This is a genomic window from Subtercola endophyticus (assembly GCF_021044565.1).
Taxonomy (GTDB): Bacteria; Actinomycetota; Actinomycetes; order Actinomycetales; family Microbacteriaceae; genus Subtercola; species Subtercola endophyticus.
This window is the reverse complement of sequence record NZ_CP087997.1, coordinates 3,784,821-3,802,868: the sequence shown is the minus strand read 5'-3', so window position 1 is coordinate 3,802,868 and position 18,048 is coordinate 3,784,821. Positions and strand designations below refer to the sequence as shown.

Genomic DNA, 18,048 nt, shown 5'->3' with positions numbered 1-18,048 from the left:
GACGTGATGCCGGCTCTCAGTCGTGGGGGCCATTGCGCATGACCCCGTCGCGTACCCCTGGGAGCAATTCGAGCAGTTCGCTCTGAAAGGCGCCGTCGATGAGAATAAATGCCACCCGGGCGACGCGGTCGGTTCGGTTGGCCCAGGCGTGCACGGTGCCCCGTTGGATGACCACATCGCCGGCGCGAAGAGTGACCTCACTCTCGTCGAGGGCGAGCACGATCTCCCCCTCGAGCACGATTCCGTAGTCGATCGACTCCGTGCGGTGTACGGGCGACTGAAGATTGTTCTCGCCGACGTGCCCGGGAAAGAATTCGTTGATGCGAATCTTTGTTCCGTTGGCACCGGGGGGTACCGTGAGCGACCGCTCGGTGGGTTCTGACGTTTCGATCGGGTCGATCGGCGCCGGCATGACATCGGTCTGCCAGATCTCATAGAATCCGACGCCGTCTTGCGGCATCACTCGGTGAACCGGCACGGGCCCGTCTGATAGAACCACCGACACGCCTTCGGAGTCATGCCCAGTCACGACCCGACGCGGAATCGTGCCCTCGGGCAGCGCGCTCACGCCGGCGCCGATATCAGCTGCAGCGACGACGCCATGAGCCCCGGCGCGTCTGAGTCCGGCAGATCGGGATGCAGCTCCCAGTCGACCATCTTCATCGAGCTGTCGACCACCGTCTTCACACGCGGTTTGCGTCGGGCCTCGAACTCGGCGAGAAGCACGTCGATGTCGCCGTCACGGGTGACGTATTCGGCGAGCAGCACCGCGTCTTCCGCACACATCGCAGCGCCCTGAGCGATGAGCGGAGGGCAGGCGTGCACGGCGTCGCCGATGGCAATGACTCTGCCGCGATGCCACGGGCCTTCGACGTTCAGCCATTCGATCGGCTGGTAGTTGACGAACGTGTCAGCATCGACGCCCGATCTGACGTGGTCCCACACACCGTGGTACGACGCCAGCAGTTCGCTGAGCATTTCGGTGTCAGTGCGCTCGCCGACCACGAGTTGCGGATCGGTCAGCACATAGGCATAACACTCGGTTTCGGAGATCGGTGCGTACCCGGCCTTGAAGTGCGGACCACCGTAGTACACGGCAGACGACGACATCTCTGGCGTGCGAGCGGTGACGAATCGCCAAATACCCATGCCGCTCGGAGCCTGTCGCTCCGGAATGCCGAGATACTCGCGGGTGCTCGACTTGATGCCATCCGCCGCGACGACGAGATCGTACGAATCACGGTCGCCCGTCGAGAACTGCACTTCCACGGCATCACCCGTGTCAGTGAACGAGGTCGCCGTCGTACCGAGCCGAACGTCGACACCCAGCTCGTCGATCCGCTCGACGAGCACCGCCTGAAGGTCGGAACGGAGGGTTCCGAGGGTTGCCGGCAGAGCGGCCCCGCCTGTGTGCGGTGTCGGCACGACGGCGACAATTGCGCCGCCCGCATCGCCGATCACGATGTTGTTGAACGGCACCCCACGCGAGATGACCGCCTCGGCGACGCCGATGCTCTGAAGGGCGAGCAGGGCGTTGCCGTGAACGGTGATGCCGTGCCCGGCGCGCGACCAGCGCGGGTAGATCTCGATGAGGGTCACCTCGACTCCCCGTTGGGCGAGTGCCGCCGCAGCGACCGTTCCGGTCACTCCCCCGCCAATGACGAGTACTTTTTTCACGGGCATCGTTGGCCGTCTCCATTCCGCTTCTGCACGACTCTGCTGCTGGAACGACGCTAGGGGAGGCGGAGTATCGGCGGAACCGGATTTCTACGATGGCAACTATGCGCTCTTCGCATACCCGTGGATCAGCGCGGGTATCTCACCCTTGCAGCGTTTCACGGAACCATTTGTGACCGAGATCGTGCGACTTGCTGGGGTGCCACCACAGCGTCTCGATGATCTCGACCGCCCCGAAGGGGGCATCCACTCCGACCGTGCCGGTCGAAGCACCGAGCCGATCGGCGAGACGGCGCGGAATCACACCGACGAGGTCTGTACCCGAGACGATCGAGGGAACCGTGACGAAACTCGTCGTCGTGACGCGGGGCTGACGCGCGAACCCCAGCTCGCGCAGACGACGATCGGCCGGGGTGTGATGTGCCTGGCCGAAGTCGCAGACCACCTGCGGAAGAGCCGTGAAGGCCTCCCACGAGAGCTTTCCGTCGACGAGGGCAGGGTTGTTACGGTCGACGAGACAGGTGTAGTGATCGGTGAACAACACCGCACTGTCGCCATCGATGCCGATGCCGGGAACGGCAGCGATGAAGTCGTTCTTCAGCAACTCTTTCTCGCTGGAGGTCGGCTGCTCGGGCAGCGGCAGTATGTCGATACGCACCCCTGGCGCGGCGGCAAGCACCCGGTTGAACAAGTCGCGCAACTCGAGTGCGGCGTAGTCGGTGAGCTGAATGACGAAAGTGCGCCTCGAGTTGGCCGCGTCGAACGGCCCTTCACTGCCCAGGGCCTGCTCGATCAACGGCACGGTGCGCTGAACCTGGGGCAGCAACAGTCTGGCGAGCGGGGTCAATTCGTAGTCCCTGCCGACACGCACGAGCAGTTCATCGTTGTACTGCAGTCGTAGCCGCGAAAGCGAAACGCTCATCGCCGACTGCCCGACCTGAAGCCGATCACCAGCGCGAGTCACGTTCGCCTCTTCGAGAAGCGCCCGCAGTGCCACGAGCAGATTGAGGTCTTTGCTTGCGAGATTCATTGACGCTCCTTTGCCTCGGGCGACATCTTATCCACCGCTGATGCGCACTCCGGGCGGCCCGACGAACTCGATCGGCATGGCTGGTATGCGAAACGCAGATTTTTCGCCGCGACGCTGCACGCCTAGTTTCGAAGCGGCGGGTCTGCAGAGGAGCAGACCGGCTACCGAGGAGCACTACATGACCGAACGTCTCATCACCCATCTGCGTTATCTGGCCCTGGCGGTGCCCGAACTCGAGCGAGAGGTCGACTTCTTCACCCGTCACTGGGGCCTGACCGAGGTCTCTCGCAGCGACGATACGGTGTACCTCGCAGCCGAGGGTTCGCCTGAACAGTACATTCTGCGAATTCGCAAGGGCACGAAGCGCATCGACCTGATCTCGTTCGGCGCAGCCAGCGCGAGCGACGTCGATCGTCTCGCTGCAAACCTGGCAGAGGCGGGCGTGCAGATCGTTCACGAGCCACGAGCCCTCAGCCAGCCGGGCGGCGGTTATGGCTTTCGATTCTTCGACATCGACGGCCGCACCATCGAGATCTCCTCCGACGTCGCGGTTCGGCCGCATCGCAAGATCGAAGCGCGCGAACCCGTTCCGGTACGCCTGTCGCACGTGGTCGTGAACTCCACCAATCCCGAAGCCACACGCACCTTTTACGAGGAGAGACTGGCATTCGCGCTGTCAGACACCTTGAACAGCAAGACCATGGGCGATCTGATGTACTTCATGCGCTGCAACGATCACCATCATTCGTTCGCCATCGCACGGGGTCCGCACGCGTCGTTGCACCACGCTTCGTTCGAAATGCGGGGCATCGAAGAATGGATGCGCGGCACCGGCAAGATCCTCCGTTCCGGAGCCCGCATGGTGTGGGGGCCGGGTCGCCACAATGCCGGCGACAATACCTTTGCGTATTTCATCGACCCGCAGGGCAACACCATCGAGTACACGACAGAACTCGCCACGATCGAAGATGAAGATGCGTGGCATCCGAGCATTCTCGACGTCGACAACGTTCACACCCAAGACCAGTGGGGCACCGCGAACGAGATGAATGAGTACGTCGCCCGCGAATCATTCAACGATGTCGATGCCGGTCTTTTCGTAGCGCCGCCCGTCTGAGCCAGGAGAAATATCGTGCGCATTCATCTCTCGGCCGATTCGGCCGGCTTCGCTTTCGCCCACTCGCTCATCGAGCGCCTCGAGCGCGAAGGCGACGTCGTCTACCACGGCGCCGAGACCTTCGACCACGGTGACGACTACCCCGCGTACGCCATTGCCTGTGCGCAGGCCGTCGTCGAAGACGAAGACCGCGGCATCGACGTGCGCGGAGTTGTCGTCGGTGCAACCGGCGCAGGCGAGGCGATCGTGGCGAACAAAGTGGCTGGAGTGCGGGCCGTGCTCGCCACCAGCCCCGAAACCGCGATTCTGGCCCGCGCCCATGCCGACGCCAACGTGCTCGCCATCGGCGTCGAGCTCACGAATTCCGCTCTCTCGACGGCCATCGTCGAAGCCTTTCTGAGCAGCCCTTTTCTCGTCGACGCAGACGATGTGCGCCGCATCATCTACACGGCCGAGTACGAGTCGGCCGGCACCATCGAGGGCTGGGCGATCGCCTGATTCCCGGCTGCGCGCCACGAGCGATCGCCAATAGCAGCCATGCAGTCTCGCAATGCACCAGCCCACGATCCCACCCATAACCTGAATGAAGTTTCCGTAGGAACAACGTCGTCTTCTTTGAAAGGAAGCATCATGGCATTCGTCTGCAACGCAATCTGGACCGTGAAGCCAGGAAGCGAGGAGATCGTGAGTGAAGCAATCGCTCAGCTCTCCCCCGCCACCCGCACCGAGCCAGGCAACATCTACTATCAGTCCTACGTCGACCCGGCCGTGCCGAACGTCTTTCGCATCTTCGAGGTCTACAAAGATGCCGATGCCTTCGCAGCGCACGCGACCTACGACCATTTCATCGAGCACGCACTCGGCAAGGCCATTCCCGAGCTCGAATCGCGCGTACGGGAGATCTACGAGACCCTCGACGTCTAGCCATGAAGATCGCACGCTACGAACACAACGGATTCGAGCACGTCGGCATCGTCAGGCACGGGCACCTGCACTCGCTCCCCGACGGCACTGACCCCCTCGCCATCCTCGCCCTACCGAAAGAGGAGCGCGACTTCGCCGAGGCCACTGCCGGAAGGCAACACCGTGCACCGCTGGCCGACGTGCGGCTGCTGCCGACCATCCAGCCGCGCGCGATGCGAGACTTTGTCGCATTCGAGGAGCACGTCGTCGGTGTGTCGAAGAGCGTCTCCGGTCAGGCCGGAGTCGCCGATGCCTGGTATGAAGCGCCGGCGTTTCTGTTCATGAACCCGTGGTCACTCACTGGGCCCAACGACGACATTCCGATGCCGCCGCTCACGAAGGCACTCGATTTCGAACTCGAAGTGGCGGCCATCATCGGAAAGGCGGCGCGGGATGTCACGCCCGAACAGGCCCGTGAGCACATCGTCGGCTATGCCATCTTCAACGACTGGTCGGCGCGAGACATTCAGCGGCGTGAGATGCAAGTGAATCTGGGGCCTTCGAAAGGCAAAGACTTCGCGAACACGATGGGCCCGTGGATCACGAGCGCCGACGAGCTCGATTCTTTTCGCTCGAACGATCGCCTGAACCTCGCGATGAGCGTCTCCGTGAACGGCACCGTCATCGGCAGCGACAGCCTCGCGAATATGGGCTGGTCGTTCGAAGAGCTCGTCTCACACGCGTCGCGTGGAGCCTTGGTCGGTGCCGGCGACGTGCTTGCAACGGGAACCTGCGGCGGCGGCGCACTCGCCGAGCTGTGGGGGCGTACCGGCACTCAGAGCCCTCGGCCGCTGAAAGTCGGAGACGTCGTGAGCATGACCGTCGAGGGCCTGGGTACCATCACGAACCGCATAACACCGCAGTCGAGCACGGGGGTCGCCGTGCCGGCCGCCCGGCGCCGCAAACCAGAGGACATCGCGTGAGCGCAACCATCACCACCGTCGATCCGAGCACCGGTTCGGTCATCCGTTCGTACCCGACGCTCGCCCGGCACGACCTCGACGGCCTGCTCGATCAGTCTGTGGCCGCTCAAAGGCAATGGCGAGACACCACCATCGCGAGTCGGGCCGACCGGCTGCGTGTCGCGGCCCGTCTCCTCCGCGACGAGGTCGACGATCACGCCACGGTGATCAGCCGGGAGATGGGCAAACCCATCACCGAAGCTCGCGGCGAAGTACTCAAGTGTGCGGTGACGTGCGACTACTACGCAGACCACGCCGACGAATTCCTCTCACCGAAAGAGGTCTCGACCGAGGCCGTGCGCTCGTTCGTCGCTTATGAGCCGATCGGCGTCATACTCGCCGTGATGCCCTGGAACTTTCCCTACTGGCAAGTCGTACGCTTCGCCGCGCCCGCGCTGCTCGCCGGCAACGGCGGGCTCTTGAAGCACGCCTCGAACGTCACGGGCGCCGCGCTCGCACTGCAGAGCCTCTTCGAGCGCGCCGGCTTTCCGGCCCACCTCTTCACGACCCTCGTCCTGGGCGAACATTCGATGGTGAACGAGCTGATCGCCGACGATCGGATAGCAGCCGTGACCCTGACCGGCAGCGAAGCCGCCGGCGCATCGGTAGCCGAAGCGGCCGGCCGTGCCCTCAAGAAGACCGTGCTCGAGCTCGGCGGCTCAGACCCGTTCGTGATTCTGGCCGACGCCGATGTCGAGGCGATCATCCCGCTGGCCGTACGCGCTCGCTTCGTCAACACCGGCCAGAGCTGCCTGTGCGCCAAACGGTTCATCGTCGAAGGCGCGGTCATCGACGATTTCGAACGGATGATCGTACCGGCCGTCGAGTCGCTGCGAATCGGTGACCCCCTCGACAACGCCACCCAGTTCGGCCCGCTGGCCAAGAAGGGGTTCGTCGACGACATCGCGAGACAAGTCGATGAATCGGTCGCAATGGGCGCTCGAGTGCTGACCGGCGGATACCGGCTCGAAGGCGAGGGCAACTATTACGCTCCGACCGTGCTCGCCGACGTGACCCCCGACATGCCCGTCTTCAGAGAAGAGACCTTCGGTCCGGTGCTCGCCCTGGTGCGGGCCAATTCTGCGGCCCACGCCATCGAGCTCGCCGACGATACTCCGTACGGTCTGGCCGCCAGCATATGGACAGCCGATATGCAGGCTGGGCTCGATCTCGGGCGCGGAATCCACTCGGGGGCGCTCTTTGTCAACAGCGTCGTCGTGTCAGACCCGCGGCTGCCCTTTGGCGGCGTCAAGCTTTCAGGCTACGGCCGCGAACTCTCGATCGAGGGTATTCACGAATTCATGAACGTGCGGGCGGTGTGGGCCGGCGCCATGCCGTCGTGAGGGCCGGTTCCGCTAGAATCGGCGCCAGGAGTTCAACGATGAGGACTGGTACGTGACCGACCTGAAGCGTGTCGACGCGAACTTGATCGTTGTGCTCGACGCCATTCTCATCGACCGCAATCTCACGCGCGCCGGTGACCGAATCGGAATGACGCAACCCGCAGTGAGCGGTGCTCTCGCACGTCTGCGCCAACAGTTCGACGATGCGTTGTTGGTGCGCGTCGGCCGCAGTTACGAGCTCACTCCGAAGGCCGCAGCGATGCAGGAGATCGTGCACGAAGCGATGATCGAAATCGAGCGTACGCTCGACGTGCTGCCGACCTTCGACCCGCTCTCGAGCACGCGGCGATTCCTGATCTCATCGTCGGATTACGTGCTCTCAGAGATCACCCGGCCCCTGTTCTCGCTGCTAGCCGAACAGGCGCCCGGCACAAGTGTCGAATTCGAGGCGCTGCCGACCACGCAGGTGGTCAGTACGAACGATCTGTTGCGCCGGGATCTCATCATCGTCGGCACCGGCCGAGGCGTTCCGGGCACGCGCAGCTCGCTCTTCACCGATCGATTCGTCTGTATCGCGAGTGCCAACAATCCGCGCATCCGCGGCGGTGCCTTTACTCTCGACGACCTTTCGGAGCTCAGTCACGTCATCAGCAACTTCGGCGAGAGCACCCTCACGCACGTCGACGAGATGATGTCTGGTGCAGGCCTCACCGTGCGGGTCGCCGTCAGCGTTCAGGGGTTCTTGCTGGTTCCCTTCATGGTCAGCGGTACCGACCTCATCGCCTATGTACCCGAGCGCCTCGCCCTGCGGTATCTCGACCTGCTCAACCTGGCCATCGTCGACACACCGCTGTCGCCGGCCACCCTCGTCGAGGCAGCACATTGGCACCCCTCGAAGTCAGCCGATCCTGCCCTGAAATGGCTTGTGGGCGTATTGCGCGAGGCAGCAGAGATCGTCGAGTTCCCCAACGGCGACGAACTCAGCGCCTAGCCACGCCCTTTCGGGCCAGGCGCTGCGTACGTCAGTCACGGCCACCGGATGATCGCGGAACGCCCCTGGGGATCGATCGACTGCCAGTGCCCTGCAGAGCTCTCCATGACCTGTCGTTTGTAGAATTCGGTCTCGATACGGATGCCCGCTGGAGGTTCGGGCGTGGTGCTCGCGCTCTGCACTCTCCAGTGAGCGTCGAAGGCCTCCATCGACTCCCACAGCTCGACGATGTGAACGTGATCGGCATTGCTGGCCGACCGATACGTTTCGTACTGCAGGCACCCTGCACGGTGCGAACGTTCTCGGTTGGCGTCGCTGACCTGGGCCGTCATCTGCTCGGCAACGGCAGCATCGACGTCGCGCAAGTCAACGGCCACCAACACCCTGATCTGATCAGTCATTGTTTCTCTCTTCTCTCGCTCACGGCCACCAGATCGAGTTCGAACGACGTGAATCGTCGACACTCACCCAGTGCTCTCCCGTGTACTGCATCAGTTGTTGCTGGTAAAACTCGAAACTGACGCGAATGCCCTCTATCCGCGGCGGCAAACCTTTGCGCTCGGCGAATTCGGCTTGCTGGGCAGCCCAATGCTCGTCGTACGCCGCCACGGACTCCCAGAGCTCCGTGACATGCAGGTGACGAGGCTCGGTGAGCGATTGGAACGTCTCGTATTCGAGGCACCCTCTTCGTTGCGCGAGCAGTGCCGCGTTCTGGGTCAGCGAGTTCTGCAGAAAGGCGTCTGCTGCGCCCCCCTCCACCTCAGACAGGTCGACGAACACGAAGACTCGCACTCGTGGTTCAGTCATCTCACTCCTCTATCTATGTACCGCGGTCGTTCCATTGAACTCATCATCCGGCCAGTCGTCTCTTGCGCAGGTACGACGACAGACCGACCGCTGCTAAGAGGGCCGCCCCGTTGAAGACGGGCGAGACCCAGCTCTGCGCGCCGCTGAGCGTAAGACCACTCACCGCCACGGCCACGAACAGAGCGCCGATGATCGTTCCCCACACATTGAAGAAGCCCGGATTGATGGCGGTCGTGCCCAAGAATACGGCCGCAAGAGCGGGGAAGAGAAGACTGATTCCGCTGTCTGCCGTCGCACTGCCCGTTCGAGCGAGCAGAATGATGCCCGAGAAGGCGGCAACGCCACCAGAGATCATGAACGTCGCCCAGACGTTGCGGGTCACTCGCAGACCGACGAGCGTGGCTGACGTCGGATTCGACCCGATGGCATAAAGCGAACGGCCGAAGGGCGTCTGCCGGGTGACATACCAGGCAACGAGCGCCACCACGGCGACGGCGTAGACCACCACCGGAATTCCGAAGAGCGTAGCCGCCCCGAAGTCGGTGAGAGCGGGTGCGATTCCCGAAAAAATCGTCGCGCCGCCTGTGTACCACTGAATGCCCCCGCCCAGCAGGGTGGCCATGCCGAGAGTGCTGACGAAGGGGTTGAGCTTGAATCGCACGACGAAGAGGCCGTTCACAAAGCCGATTCCGACTCCGACGACCAAGCTGATGACGATCGCCAGCCCGAGCGGAACGTCGTTCTTCGACATGAGACCCGCGGCGAGCGTCGTCGAGACCGCCGATACGGTGCCCACAGAGAAGTCGAAATACCCACAGAGAAGCGGAAAGAGTGCCGCGATCGCGATGAGCGCGTAGACGGTCTGGCTGCCCAGAACGACATTCAGGTTGGCCACGGTTGCGAACAAGCCGTGGGTCGCCGGAATGACGGAGAAGAAGACGACGAGCAGCAGCGTGAGAATCAACAGCGCATACCGCTCAGCGAAGATCACGAACGATCTCTGCGGTCGCCGCCCGGCGGAGGCGGGCGATTCTGGCTTCGAGACCTCAGCGGTCGAGGTCGGCATTTCTTTCACATCGTTCATTGGATTTTCCCTGCCCGGTACGTGGTAAGTGGTGAGTCGGTTGTCATGGAGTGACGGGTTGCTTGATGATCAGGGCCGAGATCTCTTCTGGGTCCATGCGCCCGGCCCTCAGCACGTCGCCCACCACGCCGTCTCGCAGCACCAGCACTCGATCGCAGAGCGCGTTGAGTTCATTGACGTCTGATGACGCGATCATGACCGAGCATCCGGTCTGAGCGGCCTGTCGGATCGACGCATAGATGTCGGCTCGAGACATCACGTCTACTCCCTGAGTGGGCTCGTCGAGAAGCAGCAGGTCAGGATTTCGCTGCATCCAGCGAGCCAGAATGACCTTCTGTTGATTGCCGCCCGACATCGACGAGAACATCGCCTCGGGGCCCCGAACCTTGACTCCGAACTCCTGAATGAGCGCCAGAGCGTCTCGACGCGCTCGCCCGTTAGCCATGCCACGACGGCGCCAATACCGCCGCAACACACTGACAGAGAGGTTGTCGATGACGTCCAAGTCGGCGAACGCCGCCTCCCGGCCGCGATCCTCTGGAACGAGGGCGATGCCGCTTCGTACGGCCGCCTCGATGCGGGCGGGTCTGAAGGGCACTCCTTTATAAAAGATTTCACCCGAATCGGCACGTATCTGCCCGAAGAGGGTTCGCAGAATCGTCGAGCGGCCGGAGCCGGAGAGCCCGGCTATTCCGACGATCTCCCCGACGTCGACGGTGAGGTTGATTCCGCGCAGCGGACCCACCCAGATGCCTTGCAGCCTGACCAATTGCTCGGTGGCTGCCTGCGGGGCGGGCTGCGGGCGCAATGCGGTGAGCGACCGACCGGCCATCATCGTGATCAAGGTGTCGTCAGAGGGATGCGCGTCGACCAGAGTGCCGGCCGTCGTGCCGTCTCGCAGCACGGTGTAATCCGTTGCGACGGCCCGAATCTCGTTCAGCCGGTGGCTGACGATGATGATCGTCTGACCTGCATCGGCGAGCCTCCTGATGCGGTTCAGTAAGAGAGTGGACTCGTGCTCGGGAAGGCTGGCGGTCGGCTCGTCGAGAACAAGAATCAGTCGGTCCCCCGAGGCATCCTGAAGCGCTCTGGCAATTGCCACCATGATTCTGTCGGCGGCCGACAGCGCATGAATAGATGTCGTCGGGTCGAGATCGAGTTCGTACTCAGCCAGCACCCCTCGAACGTGTTCGTTCAGTGCCTTCCATTTCACGCCACCGAACCGGCCGGTCGGGTATCCGGCATCGAGCGCAAAGTTCTCGGCAACCGACAGCTCGTCGAACAGCCCGACATCCTGGTGCACAAACCGAAGACCTGCGGCGTGGGCCGTGGCCGGTCGGTACGCCGAAAGGGCATGGGTCTGACCGAAAATGCTCAGTGAGCCCGCATCCGCCTCATACACTCCGGCGAGAATCTTGATCAACGTGCTCTTGCCCGATCCATTGCCGCCGAGAAGCGCATGCACCGTTCCGGGTCGAACCGTCAGCTCGGCCCCTTCAAGTGCTCGTGTACCGCCGAAGTGCTTGGTCAGGTCGTGCAGGTCTAGTGCGAGCTGAGACACCCGCGAAGGGGCGGCCGGCACAGTGGCGGCCGCCCCTTCCGGGTTTCGACTGGTCAGCCCTTGCCCCAGAGCTTGAGGTAGAGCGCTTTGAAGTCGGTGACACCCTCGTAGCTCTCACCCTCGGGCGGCAGGTTGTGGGTGGCGTCTACGGCCTGGACTCCCAACCCTTCCGGCACGATCTGCTGCTTCGCGACGACCCGCGCGGCGGTGTCGACCGAGGCCCACGATGATCGATCGGTCGGCACGCCGATTGTCGCCGTCTGGCCCTTGTCCGAGCGGATCAGATCGTAGTTGCCGGCGCCACCATTCGTTCCGATCACGGTCAGGCTGCCCTGCCGACCGGACTGCACGACCGCTGCGGCGAGTCCCCCGGGCATCCACCCGTCGACGGGCACTTGGATGGCCGTCGCAGACGGCGCGCCGAGAAGTGCAGTCGAGAACTTCTGTGCCGCTGTTCCCGACCCGAAATCATTGTTCGACAAGTCGAGGGTCGACACGATCGAGCACCCGGAGCACGTCGCGAGTTCTTTCGTGAACGCGTCGGTGATCCACTTTCCCCAGCCTTCGTCAGTGAAGTTCAACGAGAGCACCTGCGCCGTACCGTTGGTAGCGCCGATGAGATAGTCGGCCTGCAACCTGCCTTGTAGCTCCCAATACTGCTTCAGCGTGGTGTCTGGCAACGCGATGAGTTCAGACGTCCACACCGGCTGGCCGTCTGGCGCAACGCAGTCATCCGATCCACCGCCGCCGACGACGATCACTCCCGCGGCCTTCGCCGCGATGAACGCCTGCTGCGCGCTGCTGCAGTTGATGCCCACAGGAATCAACACGTTCGCTCCACCGCTGACCGCCTGTCCGATGGCCGTGGCGAAGCCCGTCGGGTTGAGTTGCCCGTCGACGACGGTCACGTTCCATCCGATGGCCTTACCCGCCTCCTCCATCGCGGCCGTCGGAAGCGCACAGCCGGGCTGGGACTGCCCGCACGACATGATGAACAGGTTGATTCCCGGGGTCACCGACACGGGTTCGGTGGGGAACGTTCCGAGTTGGCCTGCGTAGGCGGTTGCCAACGCCGCCTTGGCCTCGGCCGAAGTCGGGCCCGTCGACGCTGTGCTCGACGATGTCGAGGTGGTGCCGCATCCGGTGACGAGAAGCGCCGCTGCTATCGTCGCGCTGGCAATCGTCAAGATCTTTCTTGTTTTCACTCTGGTCTCCCGCTGTGAGGTGGCCGGAACCGCAGTGAACTGGCTCCGTTGCCGATAATTTCGGTTAGCTTTCCTGCTAACGCGTTATCAGTAGACCATCGGGCGCAAAAACGCGATGGTTCTTTTTTCTGATGGTAGGTATCGGTGTGAGCGGCTGTTTTCGCGTGGTTCACGGCACATAGAGTGAACTCACAGCAGCGTGAGCCTTTCGAGCAATGGAGATTGATGGCACATCACATCAGAGTTATCGTCACGTTCGACCTGACGAAATTCGTCGGCCCGCGCGACGCCTTCATCACCGATCTCATCGAGACCGCCGAGCGCTCGCGCGAGGAGCCTGGTTGCCTCTTTTACGAGACTCTGCAGGCGCCGGGGCGACCCGACGTCGTGGTCATCACCGAGCTGTGGGAGTCAGCCGAAATCTACGACAGCCATCACCGCAGCCGCATCGCGTACTTCGAGGCGAATCCAGAGAAACTGTTCACACCCGAGATGCTTCCTGGCCTCGAGGTGACGTACGAGTTCTATCACCAGTCGGAATACGTCATGAGTCTCGAGCACCGAGCATTCGTGCCGAAAGACGAATCCATCCGGCTTCACGCGGTTGTCTGGGCGGGCTGAGATGGCAGATCACGGTGCCGAGGTCACGCTGAACTCCGGCGAGCGGATGCCGCTCCTCGGCTTCGGAACCTGGGAAGTCGGCCGCGAGGGTGTGGCGGCGGCGGCACGCGCCGGGTACCGCGCGTTCGATACAGCGACCTTCTACTTCAACGAGGCCGAGGTCGCTGCGGGCATCCTGGAGGCGGGCATGAACCCGGCCGAGATGTTTCTGACCACCAAGATCGCGCGCCCCGACATGTCGTATGAAGGCACGTTTTCTGCCTGGGAGACCTCGCGCACCCATCTCGGTGTCGATGTCATCGACCTCTACCTCATTCACTGGCCGCAATGGGACGAACGCATGACCACCGAGACCTGGAAGGCGATGGAAAAGCTGCTCGAACAAGGCAAAGTGAACTCCATCGGGGTCTCGAACTTCGAAGAATCCGATCTCGATCTGTTGGCTTCGCACTTCGACGTCACGCCGGCCGTGAACCAGATCTTGCTTCACCCCTTACAGCAGCGGCCGGATCTGGTCTCTGTGAACGCGGCGCGCGGAATCGCCACTTCTGCCTGGTCACCGCTGGGGGGCAACGGATCGTTCTTTCGGAACGAGGTGCTCACAGACCCGACACTGCTGCAGATCGCGGCAACACACGGGGTGACCGTCGCGCAAGTCGTGCTGCGCTGGATGAGGCAGTCGCACCTGATCGCGGTGCCCCGATCGAACACGCCGAGCCGAATCTCGCAGAACATCGACCTCGACGGATTCGAACTCGCGGCCGACGAGCTGGTTCGTATCGACGACCTCAATCGGCCTTACGCCGGTGGCCTCTTCGACCTTCGCGCTCGCGTCTGACTCACGCCGGCACTCGCGCCGAAACGGTGTCGAGCTGAACGAGTTCGGCGTCGCTCAGACCGAGGGTCGCCGATGCCATCAGATCAGGCAGCTGTTCGAGCGTGCGCGCGCTGGCGATCGGGGCAACCACCTGTGGCTGGCTGCGTAGCCAGGCGAGGGCGACCGAACTCATCGCCACGTCGTGTGCCGCGGCGATCTGCGCGAGCGTGTCGACGACAGCAAGTCCCTCGTCGCTGAAATACGGGCCGACCATTTTCTCGCGAGCGGTGCCGGCGAAGTCGTCACGCGTGCGGTACTTTCCCGTCAGAAAACCGCTGGCGAGGGAGAAATACGGAACGACGCCGAGTTCATGGCTGGCACTGACCGAAGCGAGTTCTCCCTCGAACTGTCGACGGTGTACGAGGTTGTAGTGCGGCTGCAACGCCACCGGCAGAGCGTAGCCGCGCAACTCGGCAATCGTGATCCATTCGGCGACTCGGGCGGCGCTGTAGTTCGAGAGACCGACGAATCGAACCTTACCGGCGACCACGAGAGCGTTGAACGCTTCGACAGTTTCGGTCAGCGGCACGGTTTCGTCGTCGAAGTGGGCGTAGTACAGGTCGATGTAGTCGGTGCCGAGACGCTTCAGCGAGGCATCGGATGCCCGGGCGATGTTGGCCGCGGAGAGACCCTTGAAGCTGGGGTGCTGGCTCACCTTGGTGCCGATGACAACATCGGAGCGGTTGCCTCTGCCGGTCATCCAAGTGCCGATGATGCTCTCAGATTCCCCGCCCGTGTTGCCCGGTACCCAGGCAGAGTAGCTGTCGGCGGTATCGATGAAGTTGCCTCCGCCTTCGACGAACGCATTCAGCACGAGCTCTGACGACGCGGCGTCCGACGTCCACCCGAAGGTGTTCGCGCCGAGGGCCAGCGGGAATACCTCGAGGTCTGAAGTGCCGATACGTGCTCGTGTCGCGGTTGTGGGCGTGGTGCTCATGGTGAGTCCTTTCGTGAGGGATGAGGCGGGGTGGGGTGAGACTCTCGCGTGCAGTGGAGCTTCAGTTCGCAAGGGCGTCGATGCGGGCGACCTCGGCGGGCGACAGCTCGAAGCCGTCGAGATCGATGTTCTGGGCAATGCGTTCGGCATTGCCCGAGCGGGGAATGGTGACGATCTGCTTCTGCAGCATCCACCGCAGCACGACCTGCGCGACGCTGACGCCGTGGGCGGCGGCAACACTCTTCAGCTCCGGGTTGCGCAGAACGGGGCCGCCCTGGCCGAGCGGTGACCATGCCGTCGTGACGATTCCGCGGGCCGTATTGGCGGCGACGAGCCGCTTTCGCTGGCGCAGTGGATGCAGTTCTATCTGATTGACAGCCGGAACGACGTCGGAGTGCCGCGCGAGCAGGTCGAGATCGGATTCCTCGAAATTCGAGACTCCGATCGATTTCACCTCACCCCGATCGAGCAGGTGCTCCATCGCACGCCAGGTCTCGGTGACGAGCTTGTCGTCGGGTTGCGGCCAGTGGATGAGGTAGAGGTCGACCGACTCCACACCAAGAAGGCGCCGCGAGGTGTCGTAGGCCTTCAGCGTGCCCGCGTACCCCATGTCATTGCGCCACACTTTTGTGGTCACGAAGACATCTGCGCGGGCCAGGCCCGCGTCACCGATCGCCTGGCCGACCTGTTTCTCGTTGCCGTAGAACGTTGCGGTGTCGAAGGCCCGGTAGCCGGCCCGTGCTGCTTCGGCGATCGCGGCGCGACCGACCTGCCAGCAGCCGAAGCCGATCGGCGGCATCGCTGCACCGGAGTTCAGCATGATCGGGGTCGTTGTCGAGGTCATGCGGTTGCGCCCTTCTTATTCTGGCCGTTCATCGGCTCCTGGCTCGTGCGCGCCCCGCGTCGTGACACGAGGGTCGTGATCATCCAGGTGAGAGCGGCGATCAGCACGAAGACGGTTCCCTGTTCGGCGACCCGTGTCATACCGCCGGCAGCGAACGCGATCGGGCCGAGCAGCGCGCCGACGGAACCACCGAGGAACACGAAGAACATGAACAGAGTGTTGGCCTGCGCCGAAGCGCCGGGATTCGTCTGCAGCACCCGGCTCTGGTTCGCCGACTGAATCGACTGATTCGCCCACGTCGCGAAGAACACGGTGATAGCGAAGAAGATGATGTTGCTCGAATCGAAGATCGTCAGCACGACGCTGACGAGCATCAGTGCGAGAAACCCGCCGGCTACCGGAAGCGCGCCGAACCGGTCGATGAAACGACCGCTGAACGGGGTGACGATGCCGGCCGCAAGACCAACGAGACCGAAGAGGCCCGCGGCCAGAACGCTCCACCCGAACGGAGCGGCCGTGAGATGCAAGACCATGACGGTCCAGATCGAGTTGAAGGTAGCGAAGACGAAGAACTGCATGATCGCCGACTGAACGAGCGTCGGACTGCGCCGAGCGAGTGCCAGCGTCGACAGAAGCAGTCGGCCGTAGCTGCGAGGCGCTCCCTCGAGCGGGAGCGGGGCATCCAGTGCCCGTCGTGCAAAGGGGAGCATAACGAGCACGAGGGCCGCGAAGATGATAATCACCCAGCGCCAGCCGATGGCCCCGACAAGAAGGCTGGCGACGATTCGGCCGCCGAAGATGCCGATCAGTAGAGCACCGACAAGCGTGCCCGTCGTCGCCCCTTTGCGCGATGCAGGCGAGAGCCTGCCTGCCGCGGGAATGATGACCTGTGCAATGTTGGCCACGAGGCCGACGATCAAGAACCCGATGGCGACACTCACGACCTCGGGCATCAGCGCTGAGGCGACGAGCGCAGCAGCGAGGATGATCGACTGCACTGTCACCTGGCGCCGAGGATGCACGCGGTCGGCGAGGGGCACGAGCAGCAGAATGCCGAGCGCATACCCGACCTGCACGGTCGTCGCGACGACGCTTGCGAGACTTGTCGGCACACCCAGATTCGCCGCGAGGTTCGTCAACAGCGATTGCGGCAGGTAGATCACGCTCACTGCCACCGCTGCGGTTATGGAGAGAACAAGAAGTCTTCTCGTCCAGCCCTGGTCAGCCGCTAGTTCACTCATACCATCCACCCTACAATTAAAAACAACTCGTTAGTTATAATCAGATCCGAGTAGATTTGTTCCCGATTGGTCGAGAAATTCCCCAGCGCTGAGAGGATGGTGACCGTGCCACCGTACGACAGAACAAAAACCACCCAACGCATTTTCGACGCCGCGGTCGCGGAATTCGCCGCAGAGGGAATCGCCGGCGCACGGGTGGATCGTATTGCCGAAGCGGCCGAAGCCAACAAGTCCCTCATCTACAGCTACTTCGGCAACAAAGAAGAACTGTTCGCCAAAGTTCTTCAGCAACGGCTCACCGACCTTGCCGAGGCCGTCGAACTGCATCCCGAGCGAGTGGGCGACTATATCGGCGACCTTTTCGACTTCATGGTCGCGAATCCCGACGTGCTGCAGCTCGTGCAGCACGAGACCGCGCATTTCTCCTTCGACGCCATTCCCCACCGCGCTGCCCGCACCGAGCACTACGCCGACAAGGTGAAAGCCGTTGCAGACGCCCAGGCGGTCGGCGCGATCGACAGCACACTCGACCCCCGCTTCGTGGTCATGAGCCTCATCAGCCTGGTCAGCTGGTTCGTCGCGGCACCCCAGATCACCCAGATGGTGATGGGCACCGAGGTGAACGACGAACTACGCGCCCAGTACCGCGCTCATCTCGTCGAGCTGGCCCGGCGCGCCCTCGCCCCGACACCACGCCCGTAAACGCGGTTGCGTGCTGATTGGTTTCACCGCACGCTCGTCAGCCCGTATTGCGAAGGCGCCGCAGCCCAGAGTCTGCGACGATGAAC

The 18,048-nt window shown here is 63.0% G+C and carries 19 protein-coding genes and 1 pseudogene; 9 read left to right on the top strand and 11 right to left on the bottom strand.

Annotation, left to right across the window (positions count from 1 at the left end; translation table 11 throughout):
* Positions 1-16: 16 nt before the first annotated feature.
* The 3 genes and pseudogenes from LQ955_RS17600 to LQ955_RS17590 form a co-directional block, all read right to left on the bottom strand.
* The gene (locus tag LQ955_RS17600) at positions 17-499 is read right to left on the bottom strand and encodes a cupin domain-containing protein (protein ID WP_231025778.1); all 483 of its coding nucleotides are present in this window, start codon (positions 497-499) and stop codon (positions 17-19) included.
* A gap of 65 nt (positions 500-564) precedes the next feature.
* Positions 565-1,692: pseudogene (locus LQ955_RS17595) on the bottom strand (FAD-dependent monooxygenase); the annotation flags it as partial.
* Between the two features lie 127 nt (positions 1,693-1,819).
* Positions 1,820-2,707 carry a LysR family transcriptional regulator gene (locus LQ955_RS17590; protein WP_231025776.1) on the bottom strand — a complete coding sequence of 296 codons (888 nt, stop codon included), beginning with the start codon at positions 2,705-2,707 and terminating at the stop codon, positions 1,820-1,822.
* Here LQ955_RS17590 and LQ955_RS17585 point away from each other — a divergent pair.
* The 6 genes from LQ955_RS17585 to LQ955_RS17560 all read left to right on the top strand — a co-directional run bounded on the left by LQ955_RS17585 (position 2,691) and on the right by LQ955_RS17560 (position 8,083).
* Entirely contained in the window at positions 2,691-3,824 is a 1,134-nt protein-coding gene (locus LQ955_RS17585; RefSeq protein WP_231025775.1) for a VOC family protein, read from the top strand. The genes LQ955_RS17590 and LQ955_RS17585 overlap by 17 nt on opposite strands.
* A 15-nt stretch (positions 3,825-3,839) precedes the next feature.
* The gene (locus LQ955_RS17580; protein ID WP_231025774.1) at positions 3,840-4,322 is read left to right on the top strand and encodes an RpiB/LacA/LacB family sugar-phosphate isomerase; all 483 of its coding nucleotides are present in this window, start codon (positions 3,840-3,842) and stop codon (positions 4,320-4,322) included.
* A 132-nt stretch (positions 4,323-4,454) separates the two neighbouring features.
* The gene (locus LQ955_RS17575; protein WP_231025773.1) at positions 4,455-4,748 is read left to right on the top strand and encodes a putative quinol monooxygenase; all 294 of its coding nucleotides are present in this window, start codon (positions 4,455-4,457) and stop codon (positions 4,746-4,748) included.
* 2 nt (positions 4,749-4,750) lie between these two features.
* On the top strand, positions 4,751-5,710 hold the full coding sequence (locus LQ955_RS17570) for a fumarylacetoacetate hydrolase family protein (RefSeq protein ID WP_231025772.1): 960 nt from the start codon (positions 4,751-4,753) through the stop codon (positions 5,708-5,710).
* Entirely contained in the window at positions 5,707-7,092 is a 1,386-nt protein-coding gene (locus LQ955_RS17565) for an NAD-dependent succinate-semialdehyde dehydrogenase (RefSeq protein WP_231025771.1), read from the top strand. The genes LQ955_RS17570 and LQ955_RS17565 overlap by 4 nt, the downstream gene beginning before the upstream one ends.
* Before the next feature lie 52 nt (positions 7,093-7,144).
* Positions 7,145-8,083, top strand: coding sequence for a LysR family transcriptional regulator (locus tag LQ955_RS17560; RefSeq protein WP_231025770.1), 939 nt, complete (start codon positions 7,145-7,147; stop codon positions 8,081-8,083).
* A gap of 35 nt (positions 8,084-8,118) precedes the next feature.
* Here LQ955_RS17560 and LQ955_RS17555 read toward each other — a convergent pair whose 3' ends face one another.
* The 5 genes from LQ955_RS17555 to LQ955_RS17535 are packed head-to-tail and all read right to left on the bottom strand — an operon-like array spanning position 8,119 to position 12,740.
* Positions 8,119-8,484: a putative quinol monooxygenase gene (locus tag LQ955_RS17555; RefSeq protein ID WP_231025769.1), complete on the bottom strand. Its 366-nt coding sequence runs from the start codon at positions 8,482-8,484 to the stop codon at positions 8,119-8,121.
* A gap of 19 nt (positions 8,485-8,503) precedes the next feature.
* Positions 8,504-8,890, bottom strand: coding sequence for a putative quinol monooxygenase (locus tag LQ955_RS17550; RefSeq protein ID WP_231025768.1), 387 nt, complete (start codon positions 8,888-8,890; stop codon positions 8,504-8,506).
* Positions 8,891-8,933: 43 nt separating this feature from the next.
* Entirely contained in the window at positions 8,934-9,974 is a 1,041-nt protein-coding gene (locus LQ955_RS17545) for an ABC transporter permease (protein ID WP_231025767.1), read from the bottom strand.
* Positions 9,975-10,017: 43 nt separating this feature from the next.
* Positions 10,018-11,535 carry a sugar ABC transporter ATP-binding protein gene (locus LQ955_RS17540; RefSeq protein WP_231025766.1) on the bottom strand — a complete coding sequence of 506 codons (1,518 nt, stop codon included), beginning with the start codon at positions 11,533-11,535 and terminating at the stop codon, positions 10,018-10,020.
* 53 nt (positions 11,536-11,588) lie between these two features.
* Positions 11,589-12,740, bottom strand: coding sequence for a sugar ABC transporter substrate-binding protein (locus LQ955_RS17535; protein WP_231025765.1), 1,152 nt, complete (start codon positions 12,738-12,740; stop codon positions 11,589-11,591).
* 225 nt (positions 12,741-12,965) lie between these two features.
* Here LQ955_RS17535 and LQ955_RS17530 point away from each other — a divergent pair, with 225 nt between their 5' ends.
* Together LQ955_RS17530 and LQ955_RS17525 are read left to right on the top strand one after the other, a co-directional pair.
* The gene (locus tag LQ955_RS17530; RefSeq protein ID WP_231025764.1) at positions 12,966-13,361 is read left to right on the top strand and encodes a putative quinol monooxygenase; all 396 of its coding nucleotides are present in this window, start codon (positions 12,966-12,968) and stop codon (positions 13,359-13,361) included.
* A gap of 1 nt (position 13,362) precedes the next feature.
* Complete coding sequence (locus LQ955_RS17525; RefSeq protein ID WP_231025763.1) at positions 13,363-14,199, top strand: aldo/keto reductase; 837 nt, start codon at positions 13,363-13,365, stop codon at positions 14,197-14,199.
* Between the two features lies 1 nt (position 14,200).
* On the opposite strand, the gene LQ955_RS17520 is transcribed toward LQ955_RS17525, so the two are convergent.
* From LQ955_RS17520 to LQ955_RS17510, 3 genes are all read right to left on the bottom strand, one after another.
* Positions 14,201-15,175 carry an aldo/keto reductase gene (locus LQ955_RS17520; RefSeq protein ID WP_231025762.1) on the bottom strand — a complete coding sequence of 325 codons (975 nt, stop codon included), beginning with the start codon at positions 15,173-15,175 and terminating at the stop codon, positions 14,201-14,203.
* 61 nt (positions 15,176-15,236) lie between these two features.
* Positions 15,237-16,019: an aldo/keto reductase gene (locus LQ955_RS17515; RefSeq protein WP_231025761.1), complete on the bottom strand. Its 783-nt coding sequence runs from the start codon at positions 16,017-16,019 to the stop codon at positions 15,237-15,239.
* Positions 16,016-17,260 carry an MFS transporter gene (locus tag LQ955_RS17510; protein ID WP_231025760.1) on the bottom strand — a complete coding sequence of 415 codons (1,245 nt, stop codon included), beginning with the start codon at positions 17,258-17,260 and terminating at the stop codon, positions 16,016-16,018. The genes LQ955_RS17515 and LQ955_RS17510 overlap by 4 nt, the downstream gene beginning before the upstream one ends.
* 105 nt (positions 17,261-17,365) lie before the next feature.
* On the opposite strand from LQ955_RS17510, the gene LQ955_RS17505 reads away from it, so the two are divergent.
* Positions 17,366-17,962, top strand: a complete 597-nt coding sequence (locus LQ955_RS17505; protein ID WP_231025759.1) for a TetR/AcrR family transcriptional regulator — start codon at positions 17,366-17,368, stop codon at positions 17,960-17,962.
* The last annotated feature ends 86 nt before the right edge of the window (positions 17,963-18,048 follow it).

What these genes read in the sequence shown, in the direction of transcription:
- LQ955_RS17590 (WP_231025776.1), bottom strand. Translation starts at nt 2,707, where the DNA reads ATGAATCTCGCAAGCAAAGACCTCAATCTGCTCGTGGCACTGCGGGCG.
- LQ955_RS17575 (WP_231025773.1), top strand. Translation starts at nt 4,455, where the DNA reads ATGGCATTCGTCTGCAACGCAATCTGGACCGTGAAGCCAGGAAGCGAG.
- LQ955_RS17570 (WP_231025772.1), top strand. Translation starts at nt 4,751, where the DNA reads ATGAAGATCGCACGCTACGAACACAACGGATTCGAGCACGTCGGCATC.
- LQ955_RS17555 (WP_231025769.1), bottom strand. Translation starts at nt 8,484, where the DNA reads ATGACTGATCAGATCAGGGTGTTGGTGGCCGTTGACTTGCGCGACGTC.
- LQ955_RS17550 (WP_231025768.1), bottom strand. Translation starts at nt 8,890, where the DNA reads ATGACTGAACCACGAGTGCGAGTCTTCGTGTTCGTCGACCTGTCTGAG.
- LQ955_RS17545 (WP_231025767.1), bottom strand. Translation starts at nt 9,974, where the DNA reads ATGAACGATGTGAAAGAAATGCCGACCTCGACCGCTGAGGTCTCGAAG.
- LQ955_RS17530 (WP_231025764.1), top strand. Translation starts at nt 12,966, where the DNA reads ATGGCACATCACATCAGAGTTATCGTCACGTTCGACCTGACGAAATTC.
- LQ955_RS17525 (WP_231025763.1), top strand. Translation starts at nt 13,363, where the DNA reads ATGGCAGATCACGGTGCCGAGGTCACGCTGAACTCCGGCGAGCGGATG.
- LQ955_RS17520 (WP_231025762.1), bottom strand. Translation starts at nt 15,175, where the DNA reads ATGAGCACCACGCCCACAACCGCGACACGAGCACGTATCGGCACTTCA.
- LQ955_RS17515 (WP_231025761.1), bottom strand. Translation starts at nt 16,019, where the DNA reads ATGACCTCGACAACGACCCCGATCATGCTGAACTCCGGTGCAGCGATG.
- LQ955_RS17510 (WP_231025760.1), bottom strand. Translation starts at nt 17,260, where the DNA reads ATGAGTGAACTAGCGGCTGACCAGGGCTGGACGAGAAGACTTCTTGTT.